Source organism: Neobacillus drentensis (genome assembly GCF_021560175.1).
In the GTDB taxonomy this organism is placed as follows: Bacteria; Bacillota; Bacilli; order Bacillales; family Cytobacillaceae; genus Neobacillus; species Neobacillus drentensis_A.
This window is the reverse complement of sequence record NZ_CP091110.1, coordinates 82,319-95,998: the sequence shown is the minus strand read 5'-3', so window position 1 is coordinate 95,998 and position 13,680 is coordinate 82,319. Positions and strand designations below refer to the sequence as shown.

Annotated in this window: 7 protein-coding genes, 9 tRNA genes and 4 rRNA genes; all 20 read right to left on the bottom strand. The window is 46.4% G+C overall.

The window, feature by feature from the left end:
- Nucleotides 1-9 precede the first annotated feature (9 nt).
- The 20 genes from L1999_RS00500 to cysK all read right to left on the bottom strand — a co-directional run bounded on the left by L1999_RS00500 (nt 10) and on the right by cysK (nt 13,641).
- Nucleotides 10-1,559: ribosomal RNA gene (locus tag L1999_RS00500) — 16S ribosomal RNA — on the bottom strand.
- 164 nt (nt 1,560-1,723) lie between these two features.
- Nucleotides 1,724-1,799 (bottom strand) — tRNA-Ala (locus tag L1999_RS00495).
- 17 nt (nt 1,800-1,816) lie between these two features.
- Nucleotides 1,817-1,893, bottom strand: a tRNA-Pro gene (locus L1999_RS00490).
- Between the two features lie 8 nt (nt 1,894-1,901).
- A tRNA-Arg gene (locus L1999_RS00485) sits at nt 1,902-1,978 on the bottom strand.
- A gap of 17 nt (nt 1,979-1,995) precedes the next feature.
- A tRNA-Leu gene (locus L1999_RS00480) sits at nt 1,996-2,084 on the bottom strand.
- Between the two features lie 5 nt (nt 2,085-2,089).
- Nucleotides 2,090-2,164: transfer RNA gene (locus tag L1999_RS00475), tRNA-Gly, on the bottom strand.
- 28 nt (nt 2,165-2,192) lie between these two features.
- A tRNA-Leu gene (locus L1999_RS00470) sits at nt 2,193-2,277 on the bottom strand.
- A 35-nt stretch (nt 2,278-2,312) separates the two neighbouring features.
- Nucleotides 2,313-2,388: transfer RNA gene (locus tag L1999_RS00465), tRNA-Lys, on the bottom strand.
- Between the two features lie 14 nt (nt 2,389-2,402).
- Nucleotides 2,403-2,475, bottom strand: a tRNA-Thr gene (locus L1999_RS00460).
- A 173-nt stretch (nt 2,476-2,648) separates the two neighbouring features.
- Nucleotides 2,649-2,724 (bottom strand) — tRNA-Val (locus L1999_RS00455).
- Nucleotides 2,725-2,731: 7 nt separating this feature from the next.
- A 5S ribosomal RNA gene (rrf, locus tag L1999_RS00450) occupies nt 2,732-2,847 on the bottom strand.
- Nucleotides 2,848-2,925: 78 nt separating this feature from the next.
- A 23S ribosomal RNA gene (locus tag L1999_RS00445) occupies nt 2,926-5,861 on the bottom strand.
- 209 nt (nt 5,862-6,070) lie between these two features.
- Nucleotides 6,071-7,620: ribosomal RNA gene (locus L1999_RS00440) — 16S ribosomal RNA — on the bottom strand.
- Together the 16S, 23S and 5S rRNA genes with 9 tRNA genes alongside form the textbook arrangement of a ribosomal RNA operon.
- 323 nt (nt 7,621-7,943) lie before the next feature.
- A complete protein-coding gene (gene lysS / locus L1999_RS00435) occupies nt 7,944-9,428 on the bottom strand; it encodes a lysine--tRNA ligase (protein ID WP_235741807.1) in 1,485 nt (494 codons plus the stop codon).
- A gap of 286 nt (nt 9,429-9,714) precedes the next feature.
- On the bottom strand, nt 9,715-10,716 hold the full coding sequence (gene dusB / locus L1999_RS00430) for a tRNA dihydrouridine synthase DusB (protein ID WP_235741806.1): 1,002 nt from the start codon (nt 10,714-10,716) through the stop codon (nt 9,715-9,717).
- 17 nt (nt 10,717-10,733) lie between these two features.
- On the bottom strand, nt 10,734-10,940 hold the full coding sequence (locus L1999_RS00425) for a helix-turn-helix domain-containing protein (protein WP_215045771.1): 207 nt from the start codon (nt 10,938-10,940) through the stop codon (nt 10,734-10,736).
- On the bottom strand, nt 10,892-11,419 hold the full coding sequence (gene folK, locus L1999_RS00420; protein ID WP_235741805.1) for a 2-amino-4-hydroxy-6-hydroxymethyldihydropteridine diphosphokinase: 528 nt from the start codon (nt 11,417-11,419) through the stop codon (nt 10,892-10,894). The genes L1999_RS00425 and folK overlap by 49 nt, the downstream gene beginning before the upstream one ends.
- A 2-nt stretch (nt 11,420-11,421) precedes the next feature.
- Nucleotides 11,422-11,781 (bottom strand): dihydroneopterin aldolase, encoded by a 360-nt coding sequence (gene folB, locus L1999_RS00415; RefSeq protein ID WP_235741804.1) that lies wholly within the window; start codon nt 11,779-11,781, stop codon nt 11,422-11,424.
- Nucleotides 11,774-12,619, bottom strand: a complete 846-nt coding sequence (gene folP / locus L1999_RS00410; RefSeq protein ID WP_235741803.1) for a dihydropteroate synthase — start codon at nt 12,617-12,619, stop codon at nt 11,774-11,776. The genes folB and folP overlap by 8 nt, the downstream gene beginning before the upstream one ends.
- Nucleotides 12,620-12,714: 95 nt before the next feature.
- Nucleotides 12,715-13,641 carry a cysteine synthase A gene (cysK, locus tag L1999_RS00405; RefSeq protein WP_235741802.1) on the bottom strand — a complete coding sequence of 309 codons (927 nt, stop codon included), beginning with the start codon at nt 13,639-13,641 and terminating at the stop codon, nt 12,715-12,717.
- Between the last annotated feature and the right edge of the window lie 39 nt (nt 13,642-13,680).

Genomic DNA, 13,680 nt, shown 5'->3' with positions numbered 1-13,680 from the left:
TATCCTTAGAAAGGAGGTGATCCAGCCGCACCTTCCGATACGGCTACCTTGTTACGACTTCACCCCAATCATCTGTCCCACCTTAGGCGGCTGGCTCCTTACGGTTACCCCACCGACTTCGGGTGTTACAAACTCTCGTGGTGTGACGGGCGGTGTGTACAAGGCCCGGGAACGTATTCACCGCGGCATGCTGATCCGCGATTACTAGCGATTCCGGCTTCATGTAGGCGAGTTGCAGCCTACAATCCGAACTGAGAATGGTTTTATGGGATTGGCTAGGCCTCGCGGCTTTGCTGCCCTTTGTACCATCCATTGTAGCACGTGTGTAGCCCAGGTCATAAGGGGCATGATGATTTGACGTCATCCCCACCTTCCTCCGGTTTGTCACCGGCAGTCTCCTTAGAGTGCCCAACTGAATGCTGGCAACTAAGAACAAGGGTTGCGCTCGTTGCGGGACTTAACCCAACATCTCACGACACGAGCTGACGACAACCATGCACCACCTGTCACTCTGTCCCCCGAAGGGGAAATTCCTATCTCTAGGAGTGTCAGAGGATGTCAAGACCTGGTAAGGTTCTTCGCGTTGCTTCGAATTAAACCACATGCTCCACCGCTTGTGCGGGCCCCCGTCAATTCCTTTGAGTTTCAGCCTTGCGGCCGTACTCCCCAGGCGGAGTGCTTAATGCGTTAGCTGCAGCACTAAGGGGCGGAAACCCCCTAACACTTAGCACTCATCGTTTACGGCGTGGACTACCAGGGTATCTAATCCTGTTTGCTCCCCACGCTTTCGCGCCTCAGCGTCAGTTACAGACCAGAAAGCCGCCTTCGCCACTGGTGTTCCTCCACATCTCTACGCATTTCACCGCTACACGTGGAATTCCGCTTTCCTCTTCTGCACTCAAGTCCCCCAGTTTCCAATGACCCTCCACGGTTGAGCCGTGGGCTTTCACATCAGACTTAAAGGACCGCCTGCGCGCGCTTTACGCCCAATAATTCCGGACAACGCTTGCCACCTACGTATTACCGCGGCTGCTGGCACGTAGTTAGCCGTGGCTTTCTGGTTAGGTACCGTCAAGGTACCGGCAGTTACTCCGGTACTTGTTCTTCCCTAACAACAGAGCTTTACGACCCGAAGGCCTTCATCGCTCACGCGGCGTTGCTCCATCAGACTTTCGTCCATTGTGGAAGATTCCCTACTGCTGCCTCCCGTAGGAGTCTGGGCCGTGTCTCAGTCCCAGTGTGGCCGATCACCCTCTCAGGTCGGCTACGCATCGTCGCCTTGGTGAGCCGTTACCTCACCAACTAGCTAATGCGCCGCGGGCCCATCTGTAAGTGTCAGCCGAAACCGACTTTCAGCTTTTCCTCATGAGAGGAAAAGGATTATCCGGTATTAGCACCGGTTTCCCGGTGTTATCCCAGTCTTACAGGCAGGTTGCCCACGTGTTACTCACCCGTCCGCCGCTAACCAACAGGAGCAAGCTCCTATTGATTCGCTCGACTTGCATGTATTAGGCACGCCGCCAGCGTTCGTCCTGAGCCAGGATCAAACTCTCCATGAAAGTTGATTAGCTCATTTTGTTACGTTGGCTTCATTTCATAAGAAATGAATATTATTGTTTGTTGACGTTTTTGCTTGTTTAGTTTTCAAAGAGCAATTATCGCTTATGCGACTTTTATATACTAACAAAGCAATTTCACTTTGTCAATATGATTTTAACATATTTGGTGGAGTCTAGGGGGATCGAACCCCTGACCTCCTGCGTGCAAAGCAGGCGCTCTCCCAGCTGAGCTAAGACCCCAAAATTAACTGAATACATGGTCGGGAAGACAGGATTCGAACCTGCGACCCCTTGGTCCCAAACCAAGTGCTCTACCAAGCTGAGCTACTTCCCGATAAATAATGGCGCGCCCGAAAGGAGTCGAACCCATAACCTTCTGATCCGTAGTCAGACGCTCTATCCAATTGAGCTACGGGCGCATTATTCATTTCTTAAATGGTGCCGAGGACCGGAATCGAACCGGTACGGTAGTCACCTACCGCAGGATTTTAAGTCCTGTGCGTCTGCCAGTTCCGCCACCCCGGCATATCTGGAGCGGAAGACGGGATTCGAACCCGCGACCCCCACCTTGGCAAGGTGGTGTTCTACCACTGAACTACTTCCGCAAATATGCTAAATTTTTTAATTATAAAATGGTGCGGGTGAAGGGAGTCGAACCCCCACGCCTTGCGGCGCCAGATCCTAAGTCTGGTGCGTCTGCCAATTCCGCCACACCCGCAATATTGAAAGTTATTTTACTTGCGTAAAAAACTATGGTGAGCCATGAAGGACTCGAACCTTCGACCCTCTGATTAAAAGTCAGATGCTCTACCAACTGAGCTAATGGCTCGTACAAAGAAAAGGTGCCGGCGAGAGGACTTGAACCCCCAACCTACTGATTACAAGTCAGTTGCTCTACCAATTGAGCTACCCCGGCATACAGTAAAAGGAATATATTAATTTGAAACACGCTATCTTTGTTACCGTCATCCTGACCTCAGAAGGATTATTCAAGCAGCAGCTCGGTCAGTATGCTGAAGTTTATTCAGGAAGCTTATTCGGTCGTGCTCTACCAATTGAGCTACCCCGGCATACAGTAAGGAAAAATTATGGTGGAGGATGACGGGATCGAACCGCCGACCCTCTGCTTGTAAGGCAGATGCTCTCCCAGCTGAGCTAATCCTCCATATAAAGCCTGGCAACGTCCTACTCTCACAGGGACAAAGTCCCAACTACCATCGGCGCTGAGAAGCTTAACTTCCGTGTTCGGTATGGGAACGGGTGTGACCTTCTCGCCTTAATTACCAGACTTATTAAATTAAGAGATCATTCTCTCAAAACTAGATAATGTAGAAGAAATGTTGTAAAAACGAGTTCGCTTATAACTATGGTTAAGTCCTCGATCGATTAGTATCAGTCAGCTCCACATGTCGCCACGCTTCCACCTCTGACCTATCAACCTGATCATCTTTCAGGGATCTTACTAGCTTGACGCTATGGGAAATCTCATCTTGAGGGGGGCTTCATGCTTAGATGCTTTCAGCACTTATCCCGTCCGCACATAGCTACCCAGCGATGCCTTTGGCAAGACAACTGGTACACCAGCGGTGCGTCCATCCCGGTCCTCTCGTACTAAGGACAGCTCCTCTCAAATTTCCTGCGCCCACGACGGATAGGGACCGAACTGTCTCACGACGTTCTGAACCCAGCTCGCGTACCGCTTTAATGGGCGAACAGCCCAACCCTTGGGACCGACTACAGCCCCAGGATGCGATGAGCCGACATCGAGGTGCCAAACCTCCCCGTCGATGTGGACTCTTGGGGGAGATAAGCCTGTTATCCCCGGGGTAGCTTTTATCCGTTGAGCGATGGCCCTTCCATGCGGAACCACCGGATCACTAAGCCCGACTTTCGTCCCTGCTCGACTTGTAGGTCTCGCAGTCAAGCTCCCTTGTGCCTTTACACTCTACGAATGATTTCCAACCATTCTGAGGGAACCTTTGGGCGCCTCCGTTACTCTTTAGGAGGCGACCGCCCCAGTCAAACTGCCCACCTGACACTGTCTCCCACCCCGATCAGGGGTGCGGGTTAGAATTTCAATACAGCCAGGGTAGTATCCCACCGACGCCTCCACCGAAGCTGGCGCTCCGGCTTCTCAGGCTCCTACCTATCCTGTACAAGCTGTACCAAAATTCAATATCAGGCTACAGTAAAGCTCCACGGGGTCTTTCCGTCCTGTCGCGGGTAACCTGCATCTTCACAGGTACTATAATTTCACCGAGTCTCTCGTTGAGACAGTGCCCAGATCGTTACGCCTTTCGTGCGGGTCGGAACTTACCCGACAAGGAATTTCGCTACCTTAGGACCGTTATAGTTACGGCCGCCGTTTACTGGGGCTTCGATTCAGAGCTTCGCGTGAGCTAACCCCTCCTCTTAACCTTCCAGCACCGGGCAGGCGTCAGCCCCTATACTTCGCCTTGCGGCTTCGCAGAGACCTGTGTTTTTGCTAAACAGTCGCCTGGGCCTATTCACTGCGGCTCTTCGAGGCTATGAACCCCAAAGAGCACCCCTTCTCCCGAAGTTACGGGGTCATTTTGCCGAGTTCCTTAACGAGAGTTCTCTCGCTCACCTTAGGATTCTCTCCTCGCCTACCTGTGTCGGTTTGCGGTACGGGCACCTTGAATCTCGCTAGAGGCTTTTCTTGGCAGTGTGGAATCAGGAACTTCGGTACTAAATTTCCCTCGCTATCACAGCTCAGCCTTTACGAGAAGCGGATTTTCCTGCTTCTCAGCCTAACTGCTTAGACGCGCATATCCAACAGCGCGCTTACCCTATCCTCCTGCGTCCCCCCATCACTCAAACGATTCTTTGGTGGTACAGGAATATCAACCTGTTGTCCATCGCCTACGCCTTTCGGCCTCGGCTTAGGTCCCGACTAACCCTGAGCGGACGAGCCTTCCTCAGGAAACCTTAGGCATTCGGTGGATGAGATTCTCACTCATCTTTCGCTACTCATACCGGCATTCTCACTTCTAAGCGCTCCACCAGTCCTTACGGTCTAGCTTCAACGCCCTTAGAACGCTCTCCTACCACTGACATCGAAGATGTCAATCCACAGCTTCGGTGATACGTTTAGCCCCGGTACATTTTCGGCGCAGAGTCACTCGACCAGTGAGCTATTACGCACTCTTTAAATGGTGGCTGCTTCTAAGCCAACATCCTGGTTGTCTAAGCAACTCCACATCCTTTTCCACTTAACGTATACTTTGGGACCTTAGCTGGTGGTCTGGGCTGTTTCCCTTTTGACTACGGATCTTATCACTCGCAGTCTGACTCCCACGGATAAGTCTTTGGCATTCGGAGTTTGTCTGAATTCGGTAACCCGATGAGGGCCCCTAGTCCAAACAGTGCTCTACCTCCAAGACTCTAACTACGTGAGGCTAGCCCTAAAGCTATTTCGGAGAGAACCAGCTATCTCCAAGTTCGATTGGAATTTCTCCGCTACCCACACCTCATCCCCGCACTTTTCAACGTGCGTGGGTTCGGGCCTCCATCCAGTGTTACCTGGACTTCACCCTGGACATGGGTAGAATCACCTGGTTTCGGGTCTACGACCACATACTCATTCGCCCTATTCAGACTCGCTTTCGCTGCGGCTCCGTCTCTTCAACTTAACCTTGCATGTAATCGTAACTCGCCGGTTCATTCTACAAAAGGCACGCTATCACCCATTAACGGGCTCTAACTACTTGTAGGCACACGGTTTCAGGAACTATTTCACTCCCCTTCCGGGGTGCTTTTCACCTTTCCCTCACGGTACTGGTTCACTATCGGTCACTAGGGAGTATTTAGCCTTGGGAGATGGTCCTCCCTGCTTCCGACCGGATTTCACGTGTCCGGCCGTACTCAGGATCCACTCAGGAGGGAACGAAGTTTCAACTACAGGGCTTTTACCTTCTATGACGGGTCTTTCCAGACCGCTTCATCTACCCCGTTCCTTTGTAACTCCATGTTGAGTGTCCTACAACCCCAAGAGGCAAGCCTCTTGGTTTGGGCTAATCCCGTTTCGCTCGCCGCTACTTAGGGAATCGCATTTGCTTTCTCTTCCTCCGGGTACTTAGATGTTTCAGTTCCCCGGGTCTGCCATCAATACCCTATGTATTCAGGTAAAGATACTGTTCCATTACGAACAGTGGGTTCCCCCATTCGGAAATCTCCGGATCAAAGCTTACTTACAGCTCCCCGAAGCATATCGGTGTTAGTCCCGTCCTTCATCGGCTCCTAGTGCCAAGGCATTCACCGTGCGCCCTTTCTAACTTAACCTAAAAGGTTTTACTCTATATTAATAGAGAGAAAAAACTAAAATGGCGATTTTACTCGGTTTTTACTTGGTTTCTTCTATACGATTATCTAGTTTTCAAAGAACGATTTAAAAAAGCTTTGAGAGAATTGCTCCCTCAAAACTAAACAAACAGAAAACCATCAAACAAACATTTTTTTGTCTGGCTCATATGTCCAGCTTATATCCTTAGAAAGGAGGTGATCCAGCCGCACCTTCCGATACGGCTACCTTGTTACGACTTCACCCCAATCATCTGTCCCACCTTAGGCGGCTGGCTCCTTACGGTTACCCCACCGACTTCGGGTGTTACAAACTCTCGTGGTGTGACGGGCGGTGTGTACAAGGCCCGGGAACGTATTCACCGCGGCATGCTGATCCGCGATTACTAGCGATTCCGGCTTCATGTAGGCGAGTTGCAGCCTACAATCCGAACTGAGAATGGTTTTATGGGATTGGCTAGGCCTCGCGGCTTTGCTGCCCTTTGTACCATCCATTGTAGCACGTGTGTAGCCCAGGTCATAAGGGGCATGATGATTTGACGTCATCCCCACCTTCCTCCGGTTTGTCACCGGCAGTCTCCTTAGAGTGCCCAACTGAATGCTGGCAACTAAGAACAAGGGTTGCGCTCGTTGCGGGACTTAACCCAACATCTCACGACACGAGCTGACGACAACCATGCACCACCTGTCACTCTGTCCCCCGAAGGGGAAATTCCTATCTCTAGGAGTGTCAGAGGATGTCAAGACCTGGTAAGGTTCTTCGCGTTGCTTCGAATTAAACCACATGCTCCACCGCTTGTGCGGGCCCCCGTCAATTCCTTTGAGTTTCAGCCTTGCGGCCGTACTCCCCAGGCGGAGTGCTTAATGCGTTAGCTGCAGCACTAAGGGGCGGAAACCCCCTAACACTTAGCACTCATCGTTTACGGCGTGGACTACCAGGGTATCTAATCCTGTTTGCTCCCCACGCTTTCGCGCCTCAGCGTCAGTTACAGACCAGAAAGCCGCCTTCGCCACTGGTGTTCCTCCACATCTCTACGCATTTCACCGCTACACGTGGAATTCCGCTTTCCTCTTCTGCACTCAAGTCCCCCAGTTTCCAATGACCCTCCACGGTTGAGCCGTGGGCTTTCACATCAGACTTAAAGGACCGCCTGCGCGCGCTTTACGCCCAATAATTCCGGACAACGCTTGCCACCTACGTATTACCGCGGCTGCTGGCACGTAGTTAGCCGTGGCTTTCTGGTTAGGTACCGTCAAGGTACCGGCAGTTACTCCGGTACTTGTTCTTCCCTAACAACAGAGCTTTACGACCCGAAGGCCTTCATCGCTCACGCGGCGTTGCTCCATCAGACTTTCGTCCATTGTGGAAGATTCCCTACTGCTGCCTCCCGTAGGAGTCTGGGCCGTGTCTCAGTCCCAGTGTGGCCGATCACCCTCTCAGGTCGGCTACGCATCGTCGCCTTGGTGAGCCGTTACCTCACCAACTAGCTAATGCGCCGCGGGCCCATCTGTAAGTGTCAGCCGAAACCGACTTTCAGCTTTTCCTCATGAGAGGAAAAGGATTATCCGGTATTAGCACCGGTTTCCCGGTGTTATCCCAGTCTTACAGGCAGGTTGCCCACGTGTTACTCACCCGTCCGCCGCTAATCAACAGGAGCAAGCTCCTGTTGATTCGCTCGACTTGCATGTATTAGGCACGCCGCCAGCGTTCGTCCTGAGCCAGGATCAAACTCTCCATGAAAGTTGATTAGCTCATAATTTAAAACGTTGGCTTCATTTCGTAAGAAATGAATATTATTGTTTGTTGACGTTTTTGTTTGTTTAGTTTTCAAAGAGCAATTTGTTCATCGCTCAAAAGCGACTTTATCATCTTACCAAGTTATCAACGTAATGTCAACAACTTTTTAAAATCTTTTTTTCTTTCGTGTTACTGTCTCGCAGCAACAGATATTAATATATCACCATTTGACAGTGGTTGCAATACCTTTTTTCAAAGTAAAAATATTCTTTCTTTTCTATCGAGCGAAAAAAAAGCACCAGACTACTCTGGCACTTTTAATTCTCTTACTTATGACGCATTAATGGGAATAATAGTACGTCTCGGATTGATGGGGAATTAGTTAACAGCATAACTAGGCGGTCGATACCAATTCCTAATCCACCTGTTGGCGGCATACCATATTCTAACGCCTCCACAAAGTCCTCGTCCATTTGGTGGGCTTCATCATTACCTTGTTCACGCTCTTTTAATTGAGCCTCAAAACGCTCTCTTTGATCAATCGGGTCATTAAGTTCAGTAAAGGCATTTGCATGCTCACGAGCAACGATAAATAACTCAAAACGATCAGTGAAACGTGGATCCTCTTCATTTTTCTTCGCAAGCGGTGAAATCTCTACAGGATGCCCGTAAATGAAAGTAGGCTGAATTAACTTTTCTTCTACTCGCTGTTCAAAAAACTCATTAACAATATGTCCATAAAGCATGTGTTCTGTTATTTCAACATTATGCTCTTTAGCAAGTGCACGAGCTTCTTCAACACTCATCTCGTTCCAGAAATCGACTCCTGTATATTCCTTTATCGCATCAACCATATGTAGTCTTTTCCATTCAGGTTTAAGATCTACTTCATAGTCACCATATTGAACAGTCGTTGTTCCTAAAACTTCTTGAGCGATATGGGCAATTAGGTTTTCAGTAAGACTCATAATATCCCGGTAATCTGCATAGGCTTCGTAAAGTTCAATCATTGTAAATTCAGGATTATGACGAGTAGAAACACCTTCATTTCTGAATACACGGCCAATCTCATAGACCTTTTCAAGTCCGCCCACAATTAGTCTCTTTAAGTGTAGTTCAATCGCTATCCTCATAAATAAAGGCATATCAAGAGCATTGTGGTGTGTAATAAACGGGCGCGCGGATGCACCACCGGCAATCGCGTGCATCATTGGTGTTTCAACCTCTAAATAACCATGGTTATCTAAATAACGGCGCATCGATTGGATAATTCGGCTTCTAGTAATAAATGTTTCCTTGCTTTCCTGACTCATAATTAGATCTAAATACCGTTGACGGTAACGCTGCTCTACATCCTTCAAACCATGGAACTTATCTGGAAGCGGACGAAGTGCCTTTGTAAGGAATACAAAATTGGCTACTTTTACAGATAGTTCACCTACTTTGGTTTTAAACAGGGTGCCTGATACCCCAATAATGTCCCCAAGGTCAGCTGAATCAAATACCTTATAGGACTCTTCACCAACAGCATCTTGACGTACATATACTTGAATTTGACCGGTTAAGTCTTGAATATTGGCAAATCCAGCCTTACCTTTTCCGCGTTTTGTCATGATCCGTCCGGCTAATGTAACAGAAACATTTTTAGTTTCAATTTCCTCTTTTTCTAATTCAGCGTATTGTTCAATTAACTCTTTTGTAGTGTGAGACCTGTCAAAACGCTTTCCAAATGGATCTAATCCATTTTCACGCATTGTATTCATTTTTTCACGTCTGACCAAGAATTGGTCGTTTAATTCTTCCTGACTCATAATTACCTCAACTCCATAACTTTCTATTTTATGTAAAACTAAAAGAATACTGGCCGATTAACTTGACTAGCTTTAGCACCTACCCCTTTGACAATGCATGACTCTAATAGCCCAATACGCAGGTTTCGGTCCTTCCACTTTTTTTGCATACTATATTATTTTACACAAACATGACAATTCAGACATCAAAAAAGTTCATAAATACATAAAAACTGCCAGTAATGCTACTGGCAGCTCTAATCAGTAAACTAAAGATATTATAGAAAATAGGAAGAGGACTGTCAAATTAACCCACGATTAACTGACTTTCATCCATTTCTTCTACTTCAGCTACTAACCCTCTTAATAAGGTAACAAGTTCTTCTCTCGTGTTGCACTCGTTAACGGCAGTCCGCACTCTCGCATTACCACGGACCCCTTTTAAATACCACGCTGTATGCTTGCGCATTTCACGGACTGCAATATACTCATCTTTTAAGGCAATTAAACGATCTAAGTGAAGGATACATACGTCGATTTTTTCCCTCGCCGATGGTTCACCTAATAGTTTACCCGTTTCTAAATACTGAACGGTGCGGTAAATCATCCAAGGATTTCCTAGTGCAGCCCTGCCGATCATGACGCCATCTACACCTGTTTCCTCTAGCATTCGTTTCGCATCTTGAGGCGTTTGCACGTCCCCGTTTCCGATAACAGGGATGTTAACAGACTGCTTTACTTCACGAATGATATCCCAGTTTGCTTTTCCCTCATACATTTGTACACGGGTCCGGCCATGCATTGCAACAGCTTTTCCACCCGCCCGCTCAACCATTTGGGCATTTTTAACTGCAAAAATATGCTCGTCATCCCAGCCTATACGCATTTTTACTGTTACAGGCTTATCTACCGCATCAACCACAGCCGATACCATTTCATAAATTTTATCTGGATCCAACAGCCATCTTGCCCCGGCATCACACTTTGTGATTTTCGGAACAGGGCAGCCCATATTAATATCAATAATGTCAGCGTTTGTGTTTTGATCAACAAATTTAGCTGCTTCCACAAGCGTATCTTTTTCACCGCCAAAAATTTGCAGACTAAGTGGCTTTTCCCGCTCATCAATATACAGCATGTTCATTGTTTTTTCATTTTTAACAAGAATCCCCTTGTCACTGACCATTTCCGCACAAACTAATCCTGCTCCAAACTCTTTAACCGTCAAACGGAATGCTGAATTACATACACCCGCCATAGGTGCTAAAACAACAGGATTTTTTATTTCAATATCACCTATTTTTACCATTCGGTACCTCCATTTCTCTATTCTCTTGGTTTTAAATCTTCTATACTAATTTTTAAGGAATCAGCGATTCTCTCAATTAAATCTTCGGCAGGCAGGCGATTTCCTCTTTCAATCTCACCTAAAATAGATACTGATACACCTAGTTCCCTCGAAAAGCCTTCTTGTGTATAACCCTTTAGCTTCCGATAGGCACGAATACGTCTTCCCCATTTTTCCGCTTCCATAATCGGACCCCTTCTTTATCTGGTAGTTCGTCTAACAATATGTTAAGAGGTTTATCCACCCCAGTTATTCTAAGGTTTTGATCCATTTCAACTAATGGAACTAATACAAACGCCCGCTCAACAATTCTTGGGTGCGGTATAGTAAGTTTCTCTGATTCAATATTTTCTTGGTTAAAAGTTAGAATGTCAAGGTCTATTGTCCGTGGTCCCCACTTAATTTCCCTTTTTCTTCCAAGTTCTAATTCGATTTTTAAACATGTCTCTAATAGCTCCATCGCACTTAGGTTCGTTTGTATCTTGATTACCATGTTCAAAAATAAATCTTGATCCTCATATCCAACAGGGTCCGTTTCGTACACAGATGACAAATTTACCAATTGGATAGCAGGATAACTCTTTAATCGATAAATAGCATTAACTATATTATCATAACGGTTTCCTATATTAGAGCCAAGGGCAATAAATGCTGTATTTTCCACTTTTATCTACTCCTCGTAATTTCTACGGCCACCGATTTGTAATGCCCTGGTATGGGAGGATCTGGTTTAATTACTTTAACAGTAACATTCATTACAAGTGGAAAAATCCTTATGATACTTGCCGCAATTTCTTCAGCGACCGCCTCTAAGAGCTTATAGGGTTTCCCCTCAACTACTTCCTTACAAACCTTGTACAATTCCCCATAATTAACGGAAAACTTAAGTTCATCCGTTATCCCCGCTTTTTTTAAATCAACAGAAACGGCTAGATCCACAATAAATCGCTGGCCTAACCGATTTTCCTCGGGAAACACGCCATGATAACCATAAAACTCCATCTTATTTACATATATTTTATCCAATGACAGCATCCTTCCCCATCAATATATCCATCATTTTAGCCATTCTGCTCATTTCTTTTACGTCATGAACACGGATCATATGGCAGCCTTTTTGAATCCCATAACAAATAGTTGCACCAGTGCCCTCCATTCTTTCATGAACAGGCAGGTCTAACGCTTGTCCGATCATCGACTTTCTAGATGTTCCTAATAGTACAGGATAGCCCAGCATGACAAACTTTTCTAAGTTTTGCATGGTTAACAAGTTTTCCTGATAATTACGAGCAAAACCTATACCGGGATCCAAGATGATATTTTCATCTCTTACTCCGGCATTTTTTGCAATTGTAATACTTTCATAAAGGTCATTTAAGACATCTCTCATAAAGGAGTTGTAATTCTGGTCATGACGATTATGCATCAGGATGATTGGAACATTGTAGTCAGCTGCAACCTTTGCCATTCTTGTATCAGCTTTAGCTCCCCAAATATCGTTAATAATATGAGCCCCCGCCTCAATTGCCTGCTTGGCAACCTCTGCTTTATAGGTGTCGATTGAGATTGGAATGGGAACCTGTTCCGAAATGGCCTTTATTACTGGGACAACCCGGTCAATTTCTTCCTCATCGGAAATGACCGTATAACCCGGTCTGGTGGATTCACCGCCTATATCAATAATATCCGCACCATTTTCCGCCATTTCCCTAGCATGTTCCACCGCGCGCTCAATTTGATTAAAATTCCCGCCATCAGAGAAGGAATCAGGGGTAACATTTAAAATTCCCATTACAAGTGTCTTTTTCGAATAATCCAAGGTATAGGGCCCGCACTTGATTTGTTCTTGAGTTGTTGTTCTCATTCCATATTCCCCCACAGCTTGTTTTTCACATTTTATCATAGTTTTCACAAAAAAAAGAGGCTTCGGCAAAAACTCGCCAACGCCTCGTTCTTTATTTATTCAGCATCATATTGGTAAAGTGGGGTACTTAAATAACGTTCTCCATTATCAGGAATAATCGCTAATACCTTTTTACCTTTTCCTAATTCTTTCGCTACCTTTAGAGCTGCAGAAATAGCTGCACCAGAAGAAATACCGCCTAGGATACCTTCTTCTCTAGCGGCACGGCGGGATGCTTCAAATGCTTCTTCCGTACCGATTTGAATTACTTCATCATAAATGTTTGTGTTCAAGGTATCAGGAACAAAACCTGCACCAAGTCCTTGAAGTTTGTGCGGACCAGGGTTTCCACCCGATAGAACTGGTGAATCTTTTGGCTCAACGGCAACAATTTTTACTTCTGGGAACTTTTCACGAATAACACTACCTGCACCTGAAATCGTTCCACCTGTTCCGATTCCGGATACAAAAGCATCAAGTTGATCCATTTGTTCCACAATTTCTTTACCTGTCGTTCTTTTATGCACTTCAGGGTTTGCTTGGTTTTTAAATTGTTGTGGTAAGAAATAACCGTGTTCTTTAACTAGTTCTTCTGCTTTAGCAATAGCACCCTTCATACCCGCTGGACCAGGTGTTAACACAAGCTCTGCACCATATGCACGAAGAAGGTTTCTTCGTTCTAAGCTCATTGTTTCAGGCATAACGAAGATTGCTTTGTAGCCTTTAGCTGCTGCAATCATGGCAAGCCCGATACCTGTATTTCCACTTGTTGGTTCAATGATTGTATCACCCGGTTTAATTAAACCTTCGTCTTCTGCTGCTTCAATCATTGCAAGACCAATACGGTCTTTCACACTGCTGCCTGGGTTAAAATATTCAAGCTTTAGATAAACGTCAGCACTATTTTCATCTACTATTCTGTTTAATTTTACAATTGGTGTTTGGCCAACTAATTCAGCCACTGAATTTGCAACACGAACCATGTGGGCACCCCTATTCCGAGTATTTTTATTGGATTTATA